This is a genomic window from Desulfoplanes sp. PS50 (genome assembly GCF_053851535.1).
The window spans coordinates 53,657-78,691 of record NZ_JBSPZA010000014.1; the positions used below are offsets into that span (position 1 = coordinate 53,657).

A 25,035-nucleotide genomic window follows, 5' to 3' on the forward strand; every position below is an offset into this window, starting at 1 on the left:
TTGTTTTGGTCCATGCAGCCGTTTGAGTGTCATACACGGTTGGAAAAATCAAAGCATACCTTCATGAGTTGCAGTTTGTGAGATCAGGGCTTATGGGAGACTGTGTTTCCAGTCACGGCGGACCATACCGTGATCCTGGGAAAATTTTCTGTAACCCGTGTGTGGATAGACAATGCAACGTATCGGCATTCTGGGAGGTTCTTTCAACCCCCCGCATATCGGCCATCTGCGCGTGGCCTTCGAGGTTCTGGAGCAGCTTGAACTGACCTGGCTGGATTTTGTTCCGGCATCCGTGCCTCCGCACAAGACGACCCAGGGACTGCTGCCCTTTTCCCTCAGGGCACATCTGGTGCGCGAATGTGTGCGAACGATCGATGGGATGCGGGTCAACGAGTTGGAGGCGGACCGCAGGGGACCTTCCTATACCTATGATACACTGAAGGCGTATGGATCAGCCGGCACGAAGACCGAACTCTTTTTCATCATGGGCAGTGAGGATCTGATCCACATCGGTTCCTGGTACAGGGGAAAGGATCTTCCTGCATTGACCCATCTGGTTCTGGTTGGACGGGGTGGGCTGGACCGCACTGCAGCCGACGAACTGATCCGGGAATTCTGGCCTGGAAGTCGAATGAACCAGGGGAGATGGACGCTTCCGGGAACCAACAAGGATATTTTTTTTCTTGAAATGAACCGGCTGGATATCAGCTCCTCACTCATCCGCGACAAATGGGCCAAAGGACAGAGCATCACCTATCTGGTCCCGGAACCGGTTGAAGCCTATCTTTGCGAGCATCGAACACGGATCAGCATGATCTGGAAAGAACATATGTCGGTGGACCAAGAGGTTCATGCTGACCGCTTCTAATTTTTCACATTGAGTACCTTACTCGTGAAAGTCTGCCATAAAAAACAAGAAAATTTTATAACCGCTTGAACTTAAAACTTAAAACCTAAAACCTAAAACTGCGGCCTGGCCGCGTTAGTACATTTTTAGCGTTCTGACGCAATCCGTCCCGGGCGAGCCTTCTGGTTCGTCTTTTTTTATGGCGAATACGATCCCCTTTCGGGTTATGGTTCCTGTCTTGTCTCCGGGAAACTGGACGGTCTTGCCCGTGGCCCTGGTCTGCCAGAGGTGATCCAGCTTGAAGATCGATTTTGCCAGGGGCTGGCCCGGACCCATGGTCTCCAGGGTGTGTTTGATCAGCCGGTAGCGTTCGGCCCGTTCAAGGCTGGACAGGTGGGAGGGGATGAATTTTTTCTGATCCTTTAGATGGTGTGCGATACGATGGTCCCAGAATGTCCGGTCGGCCTGTGCGCATTGCCACAACTGCTGCACTGTTTGGAGAAAGCCCGGATTTTCCTGAATACAAAGGGGAAGGATGTTCAGACGCACCCGGTTGCGCAGGAAGGAGGTGTCCGTATTGCTCGCGTCCTCCTCCCAGCCGACGCCGAGGTATTCGAGAAAGATTTGCAGGGTTTTCTTGGGCGTTCCCAGAAGCGGACGGAGCAGATGACGATTCCCATCCTTTCCCTGCATCCCTCCCAGTCCGGGCCATCCCGTGCCCCTGACAAGGCGCATGAGCACATCTTCGGCCAGGTCGTCGGCCTGGTGGGCGGTGAGGATGAAATCGGCCTCATGGCTGGTTCTGACGTTTTCAAGAAACCGGTAGCGTTCGATCCGTGCGGTTTCTTCGAGTCCCTGGCCGGTTTCCTGTGCTATGGACCGGATATTCCGGGTACTGCCCTCAAAGGGGATTTCGAGACGGCTACAGGTCGTTCTGGCGATCTCCTGTTCCCGTGCGGCCTCGGATCTGAGCTGGTGATCGAGATGGGCCCCCACCAGGCGAAGACCCAGCCGGGGGGCCAGGATGTGGAAGATGTATACAAGCGCTGTGGAGTCGATGCCCGTGGAATAGGCCAGGACCAGGGTTTTGCCCTCGAGCCGGGTTTCCAGCTCATTGGCGACAAATCCTTCGATGCCCAGACAGAAGCGGGCCCATGCGGGCGCAAGGTCCTGAAGTCGCGGGCTGATCATCTCAGACCGGGATGTCCCATTCCCGCAGGGTGGCATCGATATAGTCCATCATGAAATCCCGTTGCTTTTTGGTGGCATAGGCCACGCAGGAACAGCGCAGGATCTGGCGGGCCCGGACCAGAAATTCCAGCCGCAGCCAGTCCTTGCCGGTTTCCACGGCCATGTAGAAGGGGCCGCAGGAATCGGCATGTGCCGCCTGCTCGGGACCCATGAGTTCGTCAGGAAGGGGGATCTGGAACAGCTGGGGGATGGAGCTGGCATATCCCTTTCCCGTGAGCCGGGCGTTGATGGTTTCCATCTGTTCAGGGGTGAATTCATCGATCTGGTAAGAGCGCATCGGTCATCCTTTTTGAGTGACGGGTGAAATTTATTTGTTTTCGTACAATTGATTGGTGAGCGAGTCGTCGGAACATGGTCCGGATTTTTTTTGGCTGTGGGCATCGTCCGGAATGGTCTCATTATCGAGATTGAACATTCGCCGGGTGTCGTGGATGCATCTGGTTATCGTGTCCTCTTCCTTGCTCCGGCGTTTGAGATAGGCAATGGGTTCGCAGTACAATTTGCCGATCAGGGAGTGGGCAAGGACTTGCAAGGCTTCGTGAACCTCCGGCGCAACCTCGGGGCCGAGGGCCTTCAGGGTTTTCTTGATCTCCCGCTGGGCAATGGTTTCGCCCCGGTCCAAAAGATCCACGATGGTCGGTTTGAGGGCCAGGGATTTGAGCCAGACGGCAAAGCTGTCCACCTCCTCCCTGACGATGAGTTCGGCCTTGCCGGCCTCTTCCTTGCGTTCGGCCAGGTTTTCTTCGACCACCTCCTTGAGATCGTCGATATCGTAGAGATAGACATTGTCCAATCCGTTCACGTCGGGATCGATATCCCTGGGCACGGCAATGTCGATGAAAAACATGGGCCGGTGTCTGCGTTTTTTGAGCACCTTCTTGATATCCCGGGCACTGATGACGGTATACTGGGATCCCGTGGAACTGATGACAATATCCGCGTCGGGAAGATGATCGGTCAGATTCTCGAAGGGTATGGCCTTGCCGTCGAATTTTTCCGCCAATTCCTCACCCCGGCACAGGGTTCTGTTGGCCACGGTGATTCCCTGGATGCCCGCCCTTAAAAGGTGGGTGGCTGCGAGTTCGGCCATCTCTCCGGCGCCCACGAGCATGGCCCGTTGAGGCGAGAGATCCCCGAAGATGCGTTTGGCCAGCTCCACGGCCGCATAGCTGATGGAGACCGCGTTGGAGGCAATGGCGGTCTCTGTGCGGACTCGTTTGGCCACGGAAAAGGCCTTGTGCAGGGCACGGCTGACGATCACCTTGGCGCTGCCGTGTTTCACGGCCGTGCGGTAGGCCTGCTTGAGCTGCCCGAGAATCTGGGGTTCACCGAGGATCATGGAATCCAGGCTGGAGGCCACGGTGAACAGATGGTGAATGGCCTCGAGTCCCTGAAAGACATAAACGTGATTTTTGATGTTTTCTGCGGCAAAGGAACACGTGGTCCCCCAGAATTCGATCACTTCCCTGATGGGATTTTTCTGGGGATCACCGATGACCAGGAATTCGACCCGATTGCATGTGGACAGGATCATGGCTTCCTTGATCGGACCATCCGGCCTGACCAGACCCTGGAGACAGGGATTGCAATCCGGCAGGGCCAGCTGTTCCCGGATGGATACATCGGCTGTCCGGTGGTTGAGACCTATGAGATAGATGCTTTGATTCATTATGGGCAATCTTTGTAAAAAGTAGGGGAAGGTTAAGGATTAAGGATAGTACGCAGTACACAGTACGCAGTGCGCAGTGCGCAAAGCACAGTGCGCAGATCCTGGAGGCCAAAGATATGGGCTGAACCTCAAGATAGCGCCAAGTCCATTGAGATCACGGATCAAGTCCGGGATGACGTTGTCGACAAGTATTTTTGTCCCGTCCTGAAAAAGAGTTGTCACTTTTTTGTTTTTCCTGCGCACTGCGCACTGCGCACTGCCTCCTGCCTCCTGCCTCCTGCGCACTGCGCACTGCCCACCGCCTCCTGCCCACTGCGCACTGCGCACTGCGTACTGTCTCCTGTCTTCTGCCTCTTATATCTTTTTCACATCTGGAACTGATGATGCGTGGGCACGAAAAAATTGATGAACAGCATGGAGGCAATCACCAATACGAACAGCCAGATGGCTGTCTTGGCTGGTTTGCGTCCGTTCCAGCAAATGGCCAGCCGCTGGTGGAAGAGATAGGCAAAGACCAGCCAGATGATCAGCGAGACGACCTCTTTGGGATCCCAGCTGAACATGCGTTTCCAGGTAAAGGCCGCCCAGATGAATCCGCTCAGGATACCAATGGTATAGAGGGGGAAACCGGTCATGACACTGACGTGGTTGACCCGGTCACAGGTATGCAATGACGGGAGGTCTCTGGACAACCCCTTGAGTCGTTCCTTGGTCTTGATCTTTTTTTCCAGATACAGATAGGTCACCCCGGACCCGAAGGCCATGGCCAGCAGGGCGATGCTCAAAAAAAGCGCACCAATATGCAGACCGAACCACAGCCCGCCCAGGGTCTGAGGGATGGGCTGGGTGGAAGAGGAGATGGCCAGGGACGAGGTGAAAATGATCAGGGCCAGGGGGGAGGCGATCAGGGCCAGAAATTCCATCCGCAATCGCCACCAGAATCCGAAAAAGATGACCAGAAAACTCCAGGACAGCAGGCTGAAATAAAACGGACCCTGCCCCGCTCCCAGCCCCTGGGAATCGAGCCAGGTGATCAGCAGATCGATGGAGTGCAGCCCGAAACCGAGCACCGTGGCCCAGATGGCTATCCGTTTGAGCAGGTCGCGGTGGGTAATCAGCCCTGAAAGAAACACGAGTGCTCCGCTAAAATACAAAAACGCGATGCACAGTTCAAAGAGACGGAAAGAGGTCATGGGTCAAGGCTCCGATGGAGGGGTGGAGTTCTTTAGGCAGCAGTGTGGACAGGATTGTTTGGATTTCGTGTGTGTTTTTGTCGCGAATGGCCGTGAGCAGGGATGAACGGACCAGGGATCTGAAACATTCGGCGTTGTCGTCGCAGCATTGTCCCAAGGGAAGCAGGGCCTGCCTGATTCTGCCCAGAAGCTCGAGCAGGATCTCATATTCCTCTCCGAACCGACAATCAAGCTCCTGCCTGAGGGCCTTGCACAGGGCAGGTGATTTCCCGGATGTCGACAGGGTCACGATCAGATCACCCCGTTCGATGATCGAGGGGAGGACAACATCCCCGGCATCAGGGTCGTCGGTTATGTTGCAGAGAATATTGTGCTTCTTGCAGGTCGCCGCAATTTCGGCGTTCAGGGCGCGGTTGCTGGTGCAGGCAAAAACCAGTTGTACCTCGTCGAGATCGTCAGGTGACAAGGGGCGATGGACCAGGACGAGTTCCGGATGCTGCTCTGCAAGATGGGTCAGTTCAGGATGAAAGGAGGCTCTGTCCAGGACAAGTATCTGTCTGGGGCGGGCCTTGAGTAGGGTTCGTATCTTGCGAAGCCCGACCCTTCCGGCACCGATGACCAAACAGGATTTTTTATGGAGATCGAGTAACAAAGGATAATAGCGCATGTGGGCTGTGTTACCAAAGAGAGAAGGGGGTGTAAAATGATTCTATTGGTCGGCAAAAGTGGCTTGACAAATTTGTTAAAGCATGCTCATTGAGCTTTTTTTTGTTTGCAATTTTGTTGAAGAATGTGTTTAAATGTCCTTCTTTTTCATGTTAACATGCCGTTTTAAAAGATTTTGTCCAATTTGGTCTGTAAGTTGTTAGTTCCTGGATGACGTTTGACGACAATTTTGTGCCTACAGCGCGAGCGCATTCACCCCACATTGTTCAAGGAGAGATCCCCATGAGTGGCAATCAGTCCAGACAAGACGCCATCAAAGCCGTGACCAATTATGTTCCCACCACCGAACCTCTGAGTTATGCGGACAAGAGTGCCGGCGAAATTTTTGGGTCCAACGTGTTCAGTCTCAAGGTCATGGAGGAGCGTCTTCCCAAAAAAGTTTTCAACTCCATCAAGCAAACCATCGAGACCAGTGGACAACTCGATCCTTCCATTGCCGATGCTGTTGCCGCTGCCATGAAGGACTGGGCTGTTTCCAAGGGCGCGACCCATTATACACATGTCTTTTATCCTCTGACCGGGCTGACTGCGGAAAAGCATGACGGGTTTTTGGCTCCCGATAGCAAGGGGGGAGCTGTGGCCGAGTTCAGCGGGAAATTTCTCATCCAGGGAGAGCCGGATGCGTCCAGTTTTCCCTCAGGAGGACTCAGGGCGACCTTTGAAGCCAGAGGGTATACGGCTTGGGACGTGACCAATCCGGCCTATATTCTGGAAAATCCCAATGGAACATTTTTGTGCATTCCAACCGCTTTTGTCTCATGGACAGGCGAGGCCCTGGACAAAAAGACCCCGCTGCTTCGTTCCAACCAGGCGTTGAACGCACAGGTCAAGCGGGTGCTCGCCCTTTTCGGTCATACCAATGATGAACCGGTTTATTGTTTTGCCGGGCCGGAACAGGAATATTTTCTGGTTGACCGTAATTTTTATTTCGAGCGTCCTGATCTTCAACTGGTCGGAAGAACTTTATTCGGGGCAAAACCGGCCAAGGGCCAGGAGATGGACGATCATTATTTCGGGGCCATTCCCGAAAGGGTTCTCTCGTTTATGATGAAGGCGGAACACGAGCTCTACAAGCTCGGTGTTCCCGTAAAAACCCGCCACAACGAGGTGGCCCCAGGCCAGTTCGAGATAGCCCCCATCTATGAGCAGGCCAACCTGGCCAACGACCACAATCAGAGCATCATGACCATTTTGAGAGCCGTGGCCAAGGAACACGGTATGGCCTGTCTGCTGCATGAAAAACCTTTTTACGGGATCAACGGCTCAGGCAAGCATCTCAATTATTCGATCGGCACCAAGTCCCTGGGAAGTCTGTTCGACCCCGGAGAGACTCCGCATGAGAATCTGCAATTTTTGCTTTTTTGTGCAGCCGCCATCCGCGGGGTTCATCTGCACGGCGATCTTTTGCGTGCAGTCGTGGCCACGGCCGGGAATGACCACCGTCTTGGCGCCAACGAGGCTCCTCCGGCCATTATGTCCATCTATCTGGGTGAGCAGCTGTCCGATATCTTCGAACAGATCAAGACCGGCACCTGTAAATCATGCAAGACCAAAAGCGAATTGCGGGTCGGTGTGGACACCCTGCCGCCGCTTCCCATGGATGCCGGGGATAGAAACAGGACCAGCCCGTTCGCCTTTACCGGAAATCGTTTTGAATTCCGGGCTGTGGGTTCCAACCTTTCCATTGCCGGACCCCTGGTATCCATCAATGCGCTGATGACCGAGTCTTTGGATTACATCGCAACACAACTTGAGTCCATGGATCTGACTTCCCCCGAGGCCTTCAATGATGCTGTTTTGGGGATTATCAAGGAGATTATCACCGACCACGGAAGTATCATCTTTAACGGTAATGGATATTCAGAGGAATGGCAGGAAGAGGCAGAGAAACGCGGTCTGCCCAATCTCAGGACCGCAGTGGATGCCCTGCCGGTTATGTCTTCCGCTCCAGTCGTTGAAATGTTCACCAAGTACGGGATTTTGAGCGAACGGGAACTGGCCAGCCGTCAGGAAGTCTATCTTGAGCAGTACGGCCAGATCCTGGTCACTGAAGGCGTTTTGACGGCTAAGATGGCCAAGACCATGATCCTGCCGGCAGCCATTCGCTATATGCGCGAACTGGCTGATACCTGTGCCAGCCTCAAGTCGATTGGACTGGATTACGAAATGGCCATCCTCGGAGATGTCACCGAGAAGATGCGCAGTCTGAAAAAGGCCGTTGGCGAACTTGAAAACCTTTTGGAAACTGACATCGAAGAACCCTTTGAAAAGGCCAAATACATGTGTGCGAAGATTATTCCGGCCATGCTCAAAGTGCGAACCTGCGCCGATGTTTTGGAAGATATCGTTGCCGATGATCTCTGGCCGCTGCCGACATATCATGAGATGTTGTTTATTAAGTAGGTGTTAGGTTTTAAGTTTTAGGTTTTAGGTTGTAAAAAAAGGGCGCAGAAAGTACACAGTACACAGTGCGCAGAAAAAGACCCGCCAATGGCGGGTCTTTTGGTTTGGGTGATAGAGATGAACGGTAGGGGCGGGAGGACCCCTAGATGTCATGATCTGAGAGTGTTTTGGCTGATATTATTCGGGAAGCTGGTTGCAAAAAGGATCCTTTTGTCAGATAAACCAAAAAAATATCACTTTTTACGTTTTTTCCTGGGCACTGTGCACTGTGCCCTGCGTACTTCTATCTCCCCCGTCTCCCGTCTCCTTTCTTTTCCTCCTGCTCGTTCCGGTTTGGGCGAACACAAGGTTCGCCCCTACGGACGTTCACCTTCCATTCGCCTGTCCCGTCTCCTTTTCTCCCGTCTCCCTTCTTTTCTCATCCCAGCGCCTTGTTCACGATTTCCTGGGCCTCGGTCTGGATTTTTCGGAGATGCTCCTTGCCTTTGAAGCTCTCCGCGTAGATCTTGTAGATGGCCTCGGTCCCTGAGGGCCTTGCCGCGAACCAGCCGTTCTGGGTGACCACCTTGAGCCCGCCGAACGGGGCGTCGTTGCCTGTTGCCCGGGTCTGTTTGTCCAGGATGGGTTCTCCGGCCAGGGTCGTTGCCGTGACCAGATCCGGAGACAATTGTTTGAGTGCCGCTTTCTGTTCGTGGCTGGCCGGTGCCTGGATGCGTTCGTACACCGGACTGCCAAATTGATTTTCAAGATCCATATACAATGTTGCCGGGTCCTTGCCCGTGGTGGTAGTCATTTCCGCTGCCAGAAGATCCATGATGATCCCGTCCTTGTCCGTGGACCAGACCGTTCCGTCCTTGCGCAAAAACGAGGCCCCCGCGCTCTCTTCCCCGCCGAAACCGCAGCTGCCATCGAGGAGATAGGGCACAAACCATTTGAACCCTACAGGCACCTCGACCACTTTGCGATCCAAGGATGCTCCCACCCTGTCAATCATGGAGGTGGTGACCATGGTTTTGCCAATGGTAAGTTGTTTGTTCCACTGGGTTCGTGTGGAAAAGAGATACGCAATGGCGGCGGCAAGAAAGTGGTTGGGGTTGATCAATCCGGCCTGTCTGGTCACGATACCGTGTCTGTCGTAGTCGGGATCGTTGCCAAAGGCGATGTCAAACCGGTCTTTCAGCTCGATGAGTCCGGCCATGGCGTAGGGAGAGGAGCAGTCCATGCGGATTTTTCCATCCCTGTCCACACGCATGAACGAGAAGGTCGGGTCCACGTTCTTGTTGACCAGTTCGATATCAAGCCCATAGGTTTCGGCAATGGGTTCCCAGAAGCCGATTCCCGAGCCCCCCAGAGGATCCACGCCGATCTTGAGCCCGGCTTTTTGGATGGCCTCCATGTCCAGGATATTGGCCAGATCGTGCACATACGGCATGATAAAATCGTACTCATGGACATAGGGACTTTTTGCGGCCTTGGCATACGGGACTCGCTTGATCCCCATCAGCCTGTTGGCCAGATGTTCGTTGGCCCGGGCTGCAATCCATCTGGTGGCCTCGGTGTCCGCAGGTCCTCCATGGGGTGGATTGTACTTGAACCCTCCGTCTTCCGGAGGGTTGTGGGACGGAGTTATGACCACGCCGTCGGCCAAACCTGATGATTTTCCTTTGTTGTGGGTCAGGATGGCATGGGAAATGACAGGGGTCGGGGTGTAGCCGCCACCTTCCTGGATAATGGTCTCCACGCTGTTGGCGGTGAAGACCTCCAGTGCGGTGAGGGCTGCTGGTTCGGAAAGGGCGTGGGTATCCTTGCCCATATACAGCGGACCCGTGTATCCTTGGACCCTGCGATACTCACAGATGGCCTGACAGATTGCCAGAATATGGTTTTGATTGAAGGTCTGCTTGAACGAGCTGCCACGATGCCCGGAAGTGCCAAAGACGATGCGCTGGCGGGAATCGGTTATCTCGGGTTGCCGTTCGTAATACGCTGCCACGAGAGCGGGGATGTCAACCAGGATGTCGCGAGGGGCCTTGTGTCCTGCAAGAGGATGGGTAGACATGATGATCTCCTGATAGAATTTTTAAGGACGCATTGGTTTGCAATGACAGGGAGAAATGGAGAATCATGAACACATTTCTCTTTTTGGAACAATTTAGTACCTTACTCACCAGGGCTGATTTGTTCTCATGGCCGGCTTGCCCCATTCCGGGCGCTTTGAAACTCCCTCGCGGGCCTCGTACCATCAAGCCGTTGCTCCATAAGAACATGGTTTTTCGGCAAAAAGTCCGGCAACGGCTTGATGAACGATGCATGGCTCGGTCAGACAGTCAAACCGCCCGGAACGGGGCAAGCCGGCCACTCTATTCCAGGTACTTGGACAAGAACAAATTTGCCTTGCCTTACTCACAATGTTCTGTTGTAAAAAACAAGAAAATTTTATAACCGCTTGAACTTAAAACCTAAAACTTAAAACCTAAAACTGCGGCTAGGCCACACTAGCACAGGACAGGACGGATGTGAACTGTCTGCGGAGATCTTGCGGAAAAAATGAAAAGACGCGGTCGCCGTTAAAAAGGACCGCGTCGTGGATGTCTCTGCCGGTGGGACGGGATAGGTAACAAAGAGTGAAAATGCGTTCTATTCCTTGTCATTCCGATTAACGTAGAGCTCGATCACCACAATGCCTACCGCGCTGATGAGCATGGGCAGGAAGACATCTGCCAGCCTGGCTCCGAACAACACAAAGCCCAGAAGTCCCAGGACAAAAACGAGGCCCAGAATCCCGACAATGATATTTTTTATCATGACAAACTCCCTTGGATTTACCATGTGTACTATGGAATCCTGATGGTGTAGCAGACAGGCAAGCGACCCGACTGTTATGGAACGTGTCGAGCCTGTGGCGATCATGCCCGGTAACTCTGGCAGGTCAGTTCAGATGGAACGAGGGGGTGATTCCGGTTCAGCCCGGAGATTCAGCAACTGCCTGCTTTCGGCTGCAAAGCAAAGCGGTTAGGACGATCTCATTACGCTCTTCGTCATAGCAAAATGTTTCAATATGTTCTTCGCCGCCAAAGGCATCTTCCAGGATGGCCTTGAAGGCCAGGGCGGAAAAGGACTTTCCGCAAAGCCACCAGTTCTTTCCTTTAGTATCCCAAAATCGTTGTGATTCTTTGGAACAAAAATTTGCCGGGGCCGCCACTTTTTCGATGACGCTCATGGGGGTACCTGCTCGTTACATGTTTTTGCCATGGAACCTCGGGCCAAGTTGATGCCTTGCGATCATATCCGGGAAAATGTCAAGCCGGGACAGTCGAACAGGTGAATATGTTTTTTGTATGACATTTATATGTCAATATTTTTCGAAACACGGGTTATTATTTTTTTTGATTATAACAATGCTCAAATATAAAGTAAATTTTTTGGATACAAAAATATATGTCATACGCGTTTACGATTTTTGCTGATTGTAATGTATGGAATAATGCTTGAAAGGATGGTCAATTTTCGGTAATTGGCATGCTACATACTATTTTTTTCAAATAGTAGTTCTGTATCTGTGATATATTGGTTTTTTTGAAAAAATCAAACCCATTTTTTTCCAGGATAGCCTGTTCATCTGGCGCGCACCAGAAATCTTCCCCGACATATTTCGAACGGGGTGCGGTCACGATACGAATTCTGAAACTGCATTCCGGGTAGCTATCGAAAAAATGAGAGAAAAGACGATGTCAAACAAGGACATTTCCTCTACGGATAATCTGCTTGAAGTCATCCGTGGCAAAAAAGCTATTGCCCGCAATTCTACCGTGCAGCCCGGAAAAGACATTCGGAACCGTCGGGTAGCATCTGTTGTTTTTGACCCCAAAAAGACATCTGTGGGGATTTCCATATCGTTTGAGGGAATCTTCGTTGTTGCCGTAGAACAGGTTCCTGCAGGGAAACGGATTGTTGACTATCGTTTTATTGCAAACAAGTCGGGACGACCACTTGATCCTCAAGATCTCCGTGAGATGTTGCTCAGCGAAGGCATTGTTGAAGCCTTTCACTTGAAGAAAACAGCCAATTGGTTTCTTCTTTCATCTGAATCGATAGAGTTTGGAAATATCTCCATACCGCGATCCGTTGATTCCAAGGAAATACCCAACGCAGTATTCTGGGGAGCAAAAAAGAAAAATTCTTTTGATGAATCTGAAGTTGTCTTTAATTATTATCCAATTGATAAATGTACGGAAAAGGGAATCGATAAGAATCGTTTTGGGACCTATACTGTACCCAGGCAGAACACCCGGGAGATTCAAGCTGTTTTTAATGCCCTGGATGTACCACTCCAGGGCATTACATGCTTTTCTTTGAGTGCAGGCAATTTGTTGCGTGCACACAATAATACGCCAGACAAGGGAATCGTGGCTGTTGTCAACGTCAAGTCGGAATGGAGCAGCATCGATCTTTTTAAGGATAATGTGCTCGCATTCAGTCGGCGGATCAGGACCGGAGAGGTGAGCTTTGTCGATTCGATCCGGGAGCGGTCGGGAATGGTCCTGGTTCCGGAATCAGGTGCCGAGACTGAGGATGGTGACGGGAGTCTCTCTCTGGGGGGAATGTCTCGGGAAGAGGCTGCGGAATTGTTGTACGCCCATTTGAAAGGGACTGCTTCGGCATCGGAAGAGAACAGGGACATCATGGATCTTGTTGAACCTGCGGCACAGCGGCTGGTCAGCCAGATCGAAAGAACCTTTGCCTATTTCCGCACGACCATGCAGGTTCCTGCCCCGGTCAAGCTGGTCTTTGTGGGCAAGATCGCTACGTTCCATTCCCTGATCGAGTATATCGGATCGCAACTGGCCATGGAAACGGAAACTCTGGATCCCTTTGTCCTGCCTGGTCTTCCGGCCTCGGTTCCCATCCCGAAATCTTCATGGCATCGTTCAGGATACACCTGTGCCTGTGCTGCGGCCTTTGCCTCTTCCACGGAGGGGTTCAATCTCCTCTACAGTTTTCGTGATCGGATCCAATCCAGACGTCTTTCCGCCATTCATCGGGCAGCGGCCATGGGCTTTGTCGGTTTGCTGGCTGTTCTTCTTGTTGCCTTTGCCTGGTTTTTCAGAGAGCGAAGCCATAAACAGGCGGAATACGCTTCCCTTGAAAAGGAACTGGCCATGTATCCCGAGGATGTCACTCCGGCACAAACGCTGGGTCTGCTCGACACCTTGAAAAAGCGCCACTCCTACCTGCAGTCTTACAGCCATCGCTTCAGTCCTGTTGCAGCGTTTGCAGAAATCGCCTCCATTACCCCTTCCACTATCCGTATTTCCAGCATACTCAACGAAAACGGTAAGGAGCCGGGAAAACCCGGGTCACTGGTTATCGATGGCTATGTAACCGGCGAGTCCGGCCTGCAGGATTCCTATCTTTCCAACTACCTGGTCACGCTTAATAAATCGCCTCTTTTTGCCGATCCCACGATTCAGCGCCGGGAGATGGAAGAGGGCTCCGATGAAAAGATGATCCATTTTGTCGTCAGTGTGATCCTCTCCTGAAAATTGCCTCCTGAATGATATCCGCTACGGGCGGGTGTCTTCCAGTACTGATTGAAATGAACCTTTTTCTCTCTTTGGTCGGTGACGTATGCAAGATCAAAAGCTGATTTTCCCCAAAAAGACCCTTCTGGCCATGGTCGGCGGCACGCTTGTTCTCGTTGTCGCGGGGTTTCTGCTCCTCTATCCGCTGGTCAGGGACATGAACCGGATCGACCGGCAGATCCAGCAGGCCCGTGCCCGCCTGGCGGTCAAAAAGGAATTGTATCCCGATTACACCCGCCTTCTCCAGGTGGAGCAGATCCAGAAAAGTTTTGTTCTGGTACCCTACGAGGAACAAACCGCCCTGGAACAGGATATCACCACCTTTGGCTCCACCCTGGCTTCCCTGTGCAAGTCGTCCGGGTTGGATTTCGTCTCTGCGACTCCCTCGCCCGAGTCGATACGCAGCGAGAAAAACAGGGTACTTGTGGATGTGGTCATCCGGGGAGATTTTTTTCGTTTTCGTGATTTTCTTCTGCAATTGCTGCAGGTTCCCTCACTGGTTCGGGTCCAGCAGATCAGCGTCAGGGCCATACCGGAAAACCGCGAGTACGGTCTGAAATTGTGGGCTGGACTGCATTAATTTTCAACCAGTTATCTGTGTAAAGGCAAACCATGTCAAAGCGGGAAAAAATAATACTTCTGATCATGGCCGTTGTCGTGATCGCGGGGAGCTACATGTTTTTGATGGATTCGGGTACCAACCCATCCGTTTCGGATACAACAATGGCCGAGGCGACACATGCCAAGCAGGCTGTGGGCAAGGAAATAGCCAATCTTTCCCTGTCTGATAGCGCGCAATATGCCGTTCAACAGGTCAATATTCCGTGGCCCAGTGATCCGTTCAGGAAAATGAGCCTCGAGCAGGATGTTCAATCCGAGCTCCGGGATGGTGCCGGGAGCGCGATTGCATTTCTCTACACCGCCTATGTGGCCATTGGCGGCACTTCCGTCGGGGTGATCAACGGCCGGGAATACGAGCCGGGAGAGATGCTCGAGGAGCCCGGGTACAGGCTTCTTTCCGTCGGCCCCGAGAAAGTGGTCATTGCGGGTCCTGGAAAGGACAATACCATCGTCGTTCCTTACCAGGACGGGGAAACTGAGTAAGTCGTTGCGGGTCAAACCCGGGTTCTACATATTTATTACCGATTAAGCCGGAGATATCCATGGTGCGCATTGCAGAAAGACACACGCCGCTCTGTACGATGGCGAAGTTCGCGGGGACAGTGATCGTTGGGGTCATGCTGCTTGTCCAGACGGGATGTCTGGACAAGAAACCGGCCCCGGATCCTTTTATGGAAAAGTGGCAGAAAATGGCCGAAGAGTCGCGGGGGTATTCGCCCGAACTGACCGAGGAGAAGGTTGATCTGGAACAGCCCGATCCGGTTCAGGAAGTCCTTTCCGGAACCGAGGAAGAGCAGGTTGCAGAGCGTCCCCTGCCCACCATGCCCACGACCCTGGATGTCCATGACACGGAAATCCGTGCCGTTCTTCAGGCCCTGGCCAAGGCGGCCAGGCAGAACATTCTGATCAATACGAATATCAAGGGAAGCGCCACGGTGCGCTTCACCAGAACCCCCTGGAACGAGGCCTTCATGGCCCTGCTGAAATCCCACGCCCTCACCTATGCGTGGGAGGGGGACATCATTCGGGTCTTGAGCATCGAGGATATGAAAAAACAGCTGGAAATCGATGAACTCCGGGCCAAGAGCGCGAGCCAGGGAATGGCCATCAAGCAGCTTGTCCCGTTCAGGACCCGGGTGATCAAGGTCAAATACGCCAATATCTGGGATATTCAGGGATCGCTCATTTCATCCCTGGGCGGGGAGAGCAAGAAATCCGGCTCCATGAGCCAGAACGAGACCGGTGGGGCGGCGAGCAATGTGTCCATCTCCACGGAGCAGAAAACCGATCGGGGCAATGTGTTTGTCGACGTGCACAGCAATTCCCTCATTCTCCAGGCCCGGCCGGAAGACATGGAGATGCTGACGAATCTGGTCGGCATTCTGGACCGTCCCCCCAAGCAGGTTCATCTCAAAGCCTATATTGTCGAGGCGACCAAGCAGACGGGCCGCGAACTGGGCATGCAATGGGGCGGCAAATGGAGCAACAAGCTTTCGGGCAGTTCGGACAGCGCCACGATCGGCAGCGGGATCGGGGATAACGACGGCACGAGCGAACCCCTGTTCGGGGTCGGCAAGAGCGGTGAAGGACTGATCTCCAACTTTCCCTTTTCATCCATTGTCGCCCCTGGGATGGGAAGCAGCGGGCTGGGACTCAATTTCATGCTCGGGAATTCCGCTAGCGACATCCTGGAGGCCCAGCTGACGGCCCTGGAGACCAAAGGGGAGATCAATATCCTCTCCAGCCCCTCCATCACGACCATGGACAATTTGATGGCCTTTACCGAGAGCGGTTCCAAGGTGCCGTACGTCTCCTATGACGACGGTGACAAGACCGTGGAATTCGAGGACGCCGTGCTTCGGCTCGAAATAACCCCCCATGTCATTGATACCACCTATCTCAAAATGAAGATCCTGGTCAAAAAGGACGAGGTGGACTTCAGCGATGCGACCAAGGTGGACGGCAATCCGACCATCGTGAAAAAGCAGACCAGCACCAATCTCATCGTGCGCAACAACGAGACCATCGTCATCTCCGGGCTGACCAAACAGACCCTGTCCGACGCCACCTCCCAGGTGCCCGGACTGGGAGATGTTCCGGGTCTGGGCTGGCTGTTCAAGGGGAACAACAAGAGCGACGACATGGAAGAGATCCTGATCTTTGTCACCCCTTCCATCCTTGAGACGCACACGGAGTCTGCCCGGCGCGCGGTCCAGGAGGGGGACACGGAGCCTGTCTCCGATAACGCAACACTAACCGACTAAAAGAGCTGCTCTCCCTGGAGAGAGAATGTCTGATGGATTACTATTCGCTTCTGGAACTGGAAAAAGAACCCTTTTCCAATTCCCCTGATCCCGCGTTTTTCTATGAGTCGGCCACCCATGTGAGCTGTCTTCAGCAGCTGGAACTGGCCGTTCATCTCCGCCGTGGGCTCAACGTGGTCATGGGAAGGGTGGGTACGGGCAAGACGACCCTTTCCAGGGAACTCGTGCGCAGGCTGGACAAAGAGAGCGGGATGGCTGTCCATCTGGTGCTCGATCCCTCGTTTGCCTCTGCCGAGGAGTTTCTCCTGGTCGTGGAGGAGCTGGTCGTGGGCGAGAGTCCGGAAGGGCTCTCCGCGTGGCAGCGCAAGGAGCGGATCAAGAAACGGTTGTTCGCGGCCGGGGTCGAGGAAAACACCCTTTCGGTCCTGATCATCGACGAGGGACAGAAACTCTCCTCCGAGTGTCTGGAGATTGTCCGCGAGCTGCTCAATTATGAAACCAATACGGGCAAACTCCTTCAGGTGATCATCTTTGCCCAGGAGGAATTCGCTCAGACCCTGGAGACAATGGAAAACTTCCAGGATCGGATCAATCTCCTGTATCGTCTGGGCCCCATGTCCTTCACGGAAATGCGGGCCATGATCCTCTACCGTCTGCAGCAGAGTGCGCAACCCGGTGTCAGCCGGCTGCCTTTTTTCACCTTTCCGGCTCTTTGGCTCACCTATCGGCTGACACGGGGCTATCCCCGCAAGGTCATCCATATATGCCACCGGATTCTTCTCACCCTGATTATCCAGGGACGAACCCGTATCACCTGGAAAATGGTCATGGCTGCGGCCAGAGCGGTTTCCGGCACCTCTCCCCGAGGGCGAAGACAACGAACCGTTCAGAAAGCGCTCATGGCAGCGGTGGTTGTGGTCGCATTGGGAGGATGGCTGCTGCATGCTCGCGGGATTTCATTGCGGGATGCGCTCTTTTTGCATTCGGCCGGGGTGAACAGAACAACACAGGCCGTCGCTGATTCCTCGGCCGCATCCCCCCGCGTGAAGACTCTGGGTGCGCAGGAACCGGCTCCCGCAAAGGCGCACGTAACAGCACATCCCCAGAAAAGCGGCGATCCAGCCGGTAGTGAAGGGACGTTCATGCGTCCTGAAATAATGCTGGGTGCAATCCGGGTGCGTTCAGGCGATACACTGTACCACCTGATTCGCGGGGTGTACGGTCTTTCTTCGGAAGCGGGTCTACAGCAAAAACTCGATGAGGTCCTTGCGTTCAATCCCGCACTGAAAAAACGTCCTGAGCGTTTGCTGGTGGGAGATCAGGTTATGTTTCCGACCCCTGATCCTGTTAAGGATCCCTTTGGCGGCGGTCGGTACTGGGTCAGAGTGGACAGCTCGGACAGTCTTGAAGCCATCTACCGAATCCACATGAGTTCCAGGGCTGATACCCGCATTGTCATCCACAGAAACGATCAGGTCGGATACACATTCTCCCTGATGCTTGCCCATGGATTTCTCCGGAAGGAGGATGCCCTGCAGGCCGGTTCGCGATATCAAAGCGATTCAGGACAGGCTGCTGTTGTGGTCGACAAGTCACTGTGGAGCAAGGATGTCTTTTTTTCAGTTCTTCCGCTGCCGGGTACCTGGAACGCAATGCAATTTTCAACGGACACGAACACGATAGAGCATATTGAAACTGTGAGGATACCAGGTTGAGAAAACGAATGCGTCTTGGAGAAATGCTGGTCTCCGCCGGCCTGCTGACAGAAGAGCAGCTTGGCAGGGCCCTGGACGAACAGAAGAAAAGCGGCCTCAAGCTGGGCGAATACCTGATCCGCAACAGCGTCATCAAGGAATCCCAGGTCATTGACCTGATCAGTCGTCAGATGCGGATCAAAAAGTTCAGCCATCAGGAGTTTCCCCTGGATGGGGCCCTGGCCGAATACATTCCAGCGGAAATGGCCTCCAGATACAAGGTCGCCCCCCTCCGGGTTCAGTCCAATCTCCTTTTGGTGGCCATGGTCGATCCCATGGATATAAACGCCCTGGATGCCATAGAAATCCAGACCGACATGGAGGTGGAACCCGTCATCTGTACGGAGCAGGAGCTCGATCAGCTCATTGCCGGACTCTACAATGTGCGGGTGGGCATGGACGGGTTCATGGAGAACATGAGCAATCTGGAGGTGGAGAGCAAGTCCTCCGCGTCTTCCTCTTCCGCCGATGTCGAGGTCAGTTCCCTGGAGGACATGGCCTCGGAGGTTCCCATCATTCGGCTGGTCAACTCCATCCTCTCCCAGGCGGTGCGGGAAAAGGCCTCGGATATCCATATCAGCCCGGAGAAGAATCACGTGCAGATCCGCTTTCGCATCGACGGTGTTCTGCAGGAGATTCCCTCGCCGCCCAAATCCCTGCATCTGGCCGTTGTCTCGCGTCTGAAGATCCTCGGGAACATGGATATCGCCAATACCCGTATTCCCCAGGACGGCCGTTTTACCGTGACCATGGACAAAAAGGAAATCAATATCCGTGTTTCAACCCTGCCGACCATCTACGGCGAAAATGTGGTCATGCGTCTTCTGGACATGAGCGCGGGCGGTTATACCCTGGACGAGCTGGGCATGGCTGAAACCGATCGGGACAAGATCGCCGGGGTGATCCAGAAGCCCTACGGCATGATTTTGTGCACCGGTCCCACAGGAAGTGGAAAAAGCACCTCGCTGTATGCCATGCTGCAGACGATCAACACCCCGGATATCAACATCATTACCCTGGAAGATCCCGTGGAATACCGGGTCGCGAACATTCGGCAGGTCCAGCTGAATACCAAGGCCGGGATGACCTTTGCCAGCGGGCTCAGATCCATTCTCAGACAGGATCCCGACGTGGTCATGGTCGGAGAGATCAGGGATCATGAAACCGCGAATATCGCTGTGCAGGCGGCCCTGACCGGTCACAGGCTGCTCTCAACCGTGCATACCAACGACGCGGCCGGCGCGATTACCCGTTTTATAGACATGGGGGTCGAGCCCTTTCTGGTTTCCTCGGTCATGCTCGCATCCATTGCGCAACGACTGGTGCGTAAGGTCTGCCCCTATTGCAGGGAAGAATACGCCCCTGATCCCTCGCTTGTGAAGTTCTGGGGGCTACACAATGTCAAAGATGCTGTTTTTCACCGTGGAACGGGTTGTTATCAGTGTAATAATACCGGATTCAAGGGCCGCAGCGGGATTTACGAAGTTCTGATAAACGACGATCAGGTCCAGGATATGATCCTGCACCGGGCGTCCGCCCAGGAAATTACCCGGACTCTGCAGAAAAACGGCAATCTGCGTACTCTCAAGGAAGACGCCGCGTTCAAGGTATTGCACGGCGTGACAACCCTGGAAGAGGCCACACGGGCCGTCATGGTATAGATGATGAAATTTACCTATAAGGCCATCACGGATGTCGGGTCCCCTGTCAGCGGCAGTATCGAGGCCGAGAATCGCGATGCGGCCAATGCCCTTTTGTACCAGAAGGGGTATATCCCCTCCAAGGTCGTTCCAGAAAAGGGATCATCGGAATTCTTGGAAAATCTGCAGACCCGCCTGACCAAGATCAAGCCCCAGGAACTCATCCTGTTTACCAAGCAGTTCCGGACCATGTTCAAGGCCGGCGTGTCCATTATGGAAATCTTCAAGACCATGGAGGTTCAGACCGAGAATCGCCGGCTCAAGCAGATTGTCGCTGAAATCGGGGAAGACGTGCAAAGCGGTATTTCTCTGGCCGACGCCTTTGGCAAGCATCCCCGGGTATTTTCCCCGCTGTACTGCAATATGATCAAGGCGGGCGAGGCCAGTGGTGCCCTGCCCGAGGTTCTTAACCGGCTCATCTATCTGCTCTCTCATGAGCACAAGGTCAAAAGCGATATCAAGTCCGCCCTGCAGTACCCGACCATCGTGCTTATCGCTCTGGGAATCGCCTTTTTTGTTTTGTTGACCTTTGTCATCCCCAAGTTCGTGGGCATCTTCAAGTCGGCCGGCATTGATCTGCCCCTGCCGACTCTGATCTGCATGTATCTGTATGCCTTTATTTCCACCTATTGGTATATTTGTATCGCCGGGGTGTTGGCGTTGATCTTCGGTCTTCGTTATTACTTCAGGACAGACACGGGTCGGCTTATGCGGGACCGTGTACTTTTGCGTATGCCCATTATTGGGCCGGTTTTTTCCAAATCGGCCATGTCCCGGTTTGCCTCCATCTTCGCCATTCTCCAGGCCAGCGGGGTTTCGGTCCTGGATTCCCTTGATATCCTCTCCCAGACCATCGGCAACTCCGCTATTTCCAAAGAATTCGATAAGATCAAAGTCCTTTTGCACGAGGGCAGAGGGATTTCCGGCCCCTTGAGCCAGGCCAGATATTTCACCCCCATGGTCGTGCACATGGTGGCCATCGGCGAGGAATCCGGCAATCTGGACGAGATGCTCCAGGAGGTCTCCAACCACTACGATGACGAAGTGGCCTATGCCGTCTCCCAGATGTCCACCAACCTCGGCCCCATCCTCATCGTCGGCCTGGCCGCAGTGGTCGGCTTCTTCGCCCTGGCCATCTTCCTGCCCATGTGGGATCTGACGAAGATGGTACGGTAGAAAAAGTACGCAGAACACAGTGCGCAGTGCGCAGTGGAAGACAAAAGAATGGTAACGGGATGTGAATCGTCGTGGGATAAATTCCTGTGTCAGCCAGAAGCTGGAAAGAAAAAGAAGGGAAAAAAGACTTTTTGTAGTTCTAATAATTCAGACTTGATCAGACATTCACACCTTTGATAAGTATTGGATTGTCAGTTTAGTTCAAATTATCAAATATGATGTGTGCTGAACAGTTCTTGTTTTTTTCTGCGCACTGCGAACTGTGTACTTTGTACTTTGGTATACTGCGAACTTAATGCACTCCCTTTCTTACAACCTAACACTTTTTTTACTCATGCCTGACAACCCGACACCTTCTTATACATTTTCCTTCAAAAATATTCGCGTCGTTCTAAGTCTGCGGTTTCTGGTGCCGTTTATTTTCAGCGGGTTTGCCCTGCTTTCATTTCTGCTCGCCTCTCTGCTTTCCGCTTATTATACGCAGAGTTCCTGGGCCCTTCGGTTCTGGGGGCTGGCCGTGTGGGTGGTTTCGTATGTGCTGGCCTATGTGGTCATGGGGATGATCATCCGGCCGCTGGAAACGTTTGTCAGCAAGGTCGAGAAGATCAGGGCGCTGGAAGAGAAAGGGCCTTCGGACAATGAAGGCGGGAAGAAAAAAACACTCCCCCGCAACGAGCTGGAACGGTTCACCCGGGTGCTCGACGGGGTCACGGACATGCTCACCCAGACGGAAAGCAAGATTTATTTTCCGGACATGGTCGGGGAGAGCAGGGCCATGCGGGCGGTCTTTTCCCAGATGCTCGTGGTGGCGGGGAGCGATACCACCGCGCTCATTCTCGGAGAATCAGGGACCGGCAAGGAGCTGGCAGCCGAGGCGATTCACAAAAACAGTGCGCGCGCGTCCGGCCCTTTGATTAAAGTCAATTGCGCGGCCATTCCGGATACATTGGTGGAAAGCGAGCTTTTCGGCCATGAAAAAGGGGCCTTTACCGGGGCCACGAATGCCAGGCAGGGGAAATTTGAACAGGCGTCAGGCGGGACGATCTTTTTGGACGAGATCGGGGATATGCCGTTGGAAACCCAGGCCAAGCTGCTTCGGGTCGTGCAGGACAGGGAGGTCATCCGGGTCGGAGGCAGCAACCCGGTCAAGGTCAATGTGCGGGTGATTGCCGCGACCAACAAGTGCCTGGCTGAAGAGGTGCGGGAAAAGCGGTTTCGGGAGGATCTCTATTTCCGGATCAATGTGTTCCCCATCGAGCTGCCCCCTTTGCGGGACCGGTTGGAAGATATCCCCTTGTTCATCGACTGGTTTGCCACCCGCATGGGCAGGAAGATAACGATTTCGGATCAGGCCCGGCAGATGCTCATGTCCCACGCCTGGCCCGGGAATGTGCGCGAACTGCTGCATGCCCTGGAAAGGGCGAGCCTGCTCGCCGGGGAAGGGGAGATCCAGCCCTCACATCTGCCGCCCCCATTGCGCGGCGGTCTGCCCGTGGTGGAGGAAGAGGATGACCCCCCCGGCCTTGATGAGCGGCTCAAACGGATCGAAAAGACAATCATCCAGGATGCCCTCCAGCAGACCCAGGGCGTTCAGGTGCGTGCGGCCGAACTGCTGGGTATCCAGGTCCGAAGTTTGTGGCACAGGATCAAGAAGTTGGAGATCGATGTGACCAGGTACAAGCCGTAGTTCATGTCTTATGTCTTTGAAAAGGAAATCTTTCTCGGAGGTTTCCATCAATCCGTTCTACAACCAATTTATTCCCTTGACGGAATATTTATTGCGGCATATTTAACCGATGCGGGCTGGCGCTTTTAACCCAACAAAGGCATGAGCTGTCTGGTATGCTCGTCAACTACGGGTAAATGCGTGGACAAAACGGGAACGGAGTCCTTTTCCCTGCCGGACAGTCACCAGGAGAAAATTTCCAGTGCTGTGCACATCGCTACGAATTTTTTGAGTAAGGTACTGAAATGAGTTGGGACGTAGAGTATACCGACGAATTCGAGCACTGGTGGAATTGTCTTTCCGAATCAGAACAAGAAGCAGTGGCTGTTTCAGTAGGTCTTCTGGAGGCCAAAGGTCCTGAATTGGGGTTCCCGCATTCCAGTGGTGTTAATGGATCGAAACACAAGCACATGCGAGAACTTCGTACCGTCAACACGGGCAAACCTCTCAGAACTCTCTATGCATTCGATCCCCGAAGGACTGCAATTTTACTGATCGGCGGCGACAAGACTGGCGATAATCGTTGGTATGAAGTACATATTCCCCTCGCAGATCGGCTTTACGATGAACATTTGACCGAATTGGCAAAGGAGGATCATAATAATGACTAATAACTTTTCAAAACTCCGTGAAAAAATGTCACCGGAAGTTCAAGAGCGAGTAGAGTCCAGAACAAAAAACGAACTTATCAAGATGCGACTCGACGAACTTCGCAAAGTTCGTGGCCTTTCCCAAAAAGAATTGTCCGTGCTTCTTCACGTACAGCAACCTGCAGTCGCAAAACTCGAGAAGAGAACGGACATGTATATCTCTTCCCTTCGCAATCATATAGAGGCGTTGGGCGGTAAACTCGAGATTGTTGCCAAGTTTCCGGATGGATCAATACAGATCGACAACTTTTCCGATCTGAACAACAACACTTCTGTCTAAGTTTCTCTAGATTGAGCGGTTTTTTAGTTATTGGTTTATTTATTGGTTTATTGTTTCAGCTCGTACGAAGCCTTTTCATGGAATAAACCCCATCTGCCCCGGCGAGTTGGGTGAATTTTCGTTCGTCTTTGGATGTAAGCATATGTTTGACCTGGTCAAAGACCTCCTTGACGAATTCCTTTGATCCCAGGATGCCGGCATCGCTGAAATATTTGGTTTTGTAGCAGAAAAGTTCGAACCGTTTCAGTTCAAAATTTTTCCTTCTCTCCTTCCTGACAATCTCCGGGTCCATGGGCTTGCCCTTGCCTGTATCCACGGCCCCGGTTTCATACACGAATTGTCTGTATTTACGGATGATTTGCTCTGGGTCCTTTTCACCCCATTCCTTCATTCCGAAATCCACACATAACAATCCATCCCGATTTCCGGTCTGGACATGGTAGCCAAGTGAACACCAGCGGTATTGTTCAGGCCGTTTAACGATACCAGCGCGAACCGGGTTGAGATCCACATAGGCCAAGAGATTGACCAGAGAACGGCCATTTTGGACGATCAATGATTTGAATCGTCCATTCCAGAAATAGCCTTCTCGGCCATGCCGCTTATTGTAGTAGCGGGTGAATCCCTGCTTGATATCCTTGACAAATTGAGCAAGCGATGACCACCGATCCCGGAATCTCGCAATGGTCTGCTCGGAAATCTCCCGCCCCTCGGGAAACCATTTCTCCAACCGTTCACGCACCAGATCGTCAGAAAAATATTCCGCCGGATACATGCGGGTTACCAGGTGAAAGTGGTTGGACATGACACAGAATCCGAGCACATCCACGAAATAAAATCTGCTGAGTCGAGTGATCAGCCCCAGCAGATACTCTTTTTCAGCCGCTTCTAGAGGAAATCCTGTCAATGCGGTTCTGGAGATAACGTGGTAGACAGTAGGGATGTCCGTCCGAACAAAGCGTGCTATTCTAGGCATATATGACCTCCTATGAACGTTGGGAGACAAAATATCCAAGTGCTAGAGAGTAGCAACAAAACATCTAACGAAAAATTTTTTAATTATCAACCTGTTTAAATGTATAAGTAGCTAAGATGGAAGTAGTTTCTCTCTTTCGAAAACTGTTTGATAGACTTAGAAATCATTGTATATTTGATTTCTATTTATCAACTGCATCAAGGAGGGGATCCAATGA

General features: G+C 53.0%; 21 protein-coding genes. 12 read left to right on the forward strand and 9 right to left on the reverse strand.

The window, feature by feature from the left end; translation table 11 throughout:
- Window positions 1-172: 172 nt before the first annotated feature.
- Window positions 173-868, forward strand: a complete 696-nt coding sequence (gene nadD / locus ACTVJH_RS08020) for a nicotinate (nicotinamide) nucleotide adenylyltransferase (RefSeq protein WP_455989248.1) — start codon at window positions 173-175, stop codon at window positions 866-868.
- A gap of 114 nt (window positions 869-982) precedes the next feature.
- Here nadD and tilS read toward each other — a convergent pair whose 3' ends face one another.
- From tilS to ACTVJH_RS08045, 5 genes are all read right to left on the reverse strand, one after another.
- A complete protein-coding gene (gene tilS, locus ACTVJH_RS08025) occupies window positions 983-2,038 on the reverse strand; it encodes a tRNA lysidine(34) synthetase TilS (protein ID WP_455989250.1) in 1,056 nt (351 codons plus the stop codon).
- A 1-nt stretch (window position 2,039) separates the two neighbouring features.
- On the reverse strand, window positions 2,040-2,375 hold the full coding sequence (locus ACTVJH_RS08030; protein WP_455989252.1) for a hypothetical protein: 336 nt from the start codon (window positions 2,373-2,375) through the stop codon (window positions 2,040-2,042).
- A gap of 30 nt (window positions 2,376-2,405) precedes the next feature.
- Window positions 2,406-3,767, reverse strand: coding sequence for a glutamyl-tRNA reductase (hemA, locus tag ACTVJH_RS08035; protein WP_455989254.1), 1,362 nt, complete (start codon window positions 3,765-3,767; stop codon window positions 2,406-2,408).
- Window positions 3,768-4,132: 365 nt separating this feature from the next.
- Window positions 4,133-4,960, reverse strand: coding sequence for a cytochrome c biogenesis protein CcsA (ccsA, locus tag ACTVJH_RS08040; RefSeq protein WP_455989256.1), 828 nt, complete (start codon window positions 4,958-4,960; stop codon window positions 4,133-4,135).
- Window positions 4,938-5,627, reverse strand: a complete 690-nt coding sequence (locus ACTVJH_RS08045) for a precorrin-2 dehydrogenase/sirohydrochlorin ferrochelatase family protein (RefSeq protein WP_455989258.1) — start codon at window positions 5,625-5,627, stop codon at window positions 4,938-4,940. Before ACTVJH_RS08045 ends, ccsA begins: the two co-directional genes overlap by 23 nt.
- A 281-nt stretch (window positions 5,628-5,908) precedes the next feature.
- On the opposite strand from ACTVJH_RS08045, the gene ACTVJH_RS08050 reads away from it, so the two are divergent.
- Window positions 5,909-8,089: a glutamine synthetase III family protein gene (locus tag ACTVJH_RS08050; protein ID WP_455989260.1), complete on the forward strand. Its 2,181-nt coding sequence runs from the start codon at window positions 5,909-5,911 to the stop codon at window positions 8,087-8,089.
- 418 nt (window positions 8,090-8,507) lie between these two features.
- Here the strand turns inward: ACTVJH_RS08050 and pgm are convergent, their stop codons facing one another.
- The 3 genes from pgm to ACTVJH_RS08065 form a co-directional block, all read right to left on the reverse strand.
- Window positions 8,508-10,148, reverse strand: coding sequence for a phosphoglucomutase (alpha-D-glucose-1,6-bisphosphate-dependent) (gene pgm, locus ACTVJH_RS08055; protein ID WP_455989262.1), 1,641 nt, complete (start codon window positions 10,146-10,148; stop codon window positions 8,508-8,510).
- A gap of 578 nt (window positions 10,149-10,726) precedes the next feature.
- Window positions 10,727-10,894 carry a hypothetical protein gene (locus ACTVJH_RS08060; RefSeq protein WP_455989264.1) on the reverse strand — a complete coding sequence of 56 codons (168 nt, stop codon included), beginning with the start codon at window positions 10,892-10,894 and terminating at the stop codon, window positions 10,727-10,729.
- A 157-nt stretch (window positions 10,895-11,051) separates the two neighbouring features.
- On the reverse strand, window positions 11,052-11,309 hold the full coding sequence (locus ACTVJH_RS08065) for a hypothetical protein (protein ID WP_455989266.1): 258 nt from the start codon (window positions 11,307-11,309) through the stop codon (window positions 11,052-11,054).
- A 1,150-nt stretch (window positions 11,310-12,459) separates the two neighbouring features.
- Here ACTVJH_RS08065 and ACTVJH_RS08070 point away from each other — a divergent pair.
- The 10 genes from ACTVJH_RS08070 to ACTVJH_RS08115 all read left to right on the forward strand — a co-directional run bounded on the left by ACTVJH_RS08070 (window position 12,460) and on the right by ACTVJH_RS08115 (window position 23,842).
- Window positions 12,460-13,629, forward strand: coding sequence for a hypothetical protein (locus ACTVJH_RS08070; protein WP_455989268.1), 1,170 nt, complete (start codon window positions 12,460-12,462; stop codon window positions 13,627-13,629).
- Window positions 13,630-13,717: 88 nt separating this feature from the next.
- The gene (locus tag ACTVJH_RS08075) at window positions 13,718-14,251 is read left to right on the forward strand and encodes a hypothetical protein (RefSeq protein ID WP_455989270.1); all 534 of its coding nucleotides are present in this window, start codon (window positions 13,718-13,720) and stop codon (window positions 14,249-14,251) included.
- Window positions 14,252-14,394: 143 nt separating this feature from the next.
- Window positions 14,395-14,775 carry a hypothetical protein gene (locus tag ACTVJH_RS08080; protein ID WP_455989272.1) on the forward strand — a complete coding sequence of 127 codons (381 nt, stop codon included), beginning with the start codon at window positions 14,395-14,397 and terminating at the stop codon, window positions 14,773-14,775.
- Window positions 14,776-14,834: 59 nt separating this feature from the next.
- A complete protein-coding gene (pilQ, locus tag ACTVJH_RS08085) occupies window positions 14,835-16,556 on the forward strand; it encodes a type IV pilus secretin PilQ (protein WP_455989274.1) in 1,722 nt (573 codons plus the stop codon).
- A 32-nt stretch (window positions 16,557-16,588) separates the two neighbouring features.
- Window positions 16,589-18,271 (forward strand): ExeA family protein, encoded by a 1,683-nt coding sequence (locus ACTVJH_RS08090; RefSeq protein ID WP_455989276.1) that lies wholly within the window; start codon window positions 16,589-16,591, stop codon window positions 18,269-18,271.
- Window positions 18,272-18,279: 8 nt separating this feature from the next.
- The gene (locus tag ACTVJH_RS08095; protein ID WP_455989278.1) at window positions 18,280-19,971 is read left to right on the forward strand and encodes a GspE/PulE family protein; all 1,692 of its coding nucleotides are present in this window, start codon (window positions 18,280-18,282) and stop codon (window positions 19,969-19,971) included.
- A complete protein-coding gene (locus ACTVJH_RS08100; protein WP_455989280.1) occupies window positions 19,972-21,186 on the forward strand; it encodes a type II secretion system F family protein in 1,215 nt (404 codons plus the stop codon). It abuts the gene before it with no gap.
- 409 nt (window positions 21,187-21,595) lie between these two features.
- Window positions 21,596-22,873 (forward strand): sigma-54 interaction domain-containing protein, encoded by a 1,278-nt coding sequence (locus ACTVJH_RS08105; RefSeq protein WP_455989282.1) that lies wholly within the window; start codon window positions 21,596-21,598, stop codon window positions 22,871-22,873.
- A gap of 284 nt (window positions 22,874-23,157) precedes the next feature.
- Window positions 23,158-23,523: a type II toxin-antitoxin system RelE/ParE family toxin gene (locus ACTVJH_RS08110; RefSeq protein WP_455989284.1), complete on the forward strand. Its 366-nt coding sequence runs from the start codon at window positions 23,158-23,160 to the stop codon at window positions 23,521-23,523.
- Window positions 23,516-23,842, forward strand: a complete 327-nt coding sequence (locus ACTVJH_RS08115) for an XRE family transcriptional regulator (protein ID WP_455989286.1) — start codon at window positions 23,516-23,518, stop codon at window positions 23,840-23,842. Before ACTVJH_RS08110 ends, ACTVJH_RS08115 begins: the two co-directional genes overlap by 8 nt.
- Before the next feature lie 55 nt (window positions 23,843-23,897).
- Here ACTVJH_RS08115 and ACTVJH_RS08120 read toward each other — a convergent pair whose 3' ends face one another.
- Window positions 23,898-24,818, reverse strand: a complete 921-nt coding sequence (locus ACTVJH_RS08120) for a transposase (RefSeq protein WP_455989288.1) — start codon at window positions 24,816-24,818, stop codon at window positions 23,898-23,900.
- Window positions 24,819-25,035 lie beyond the last annotated feature (217 nt).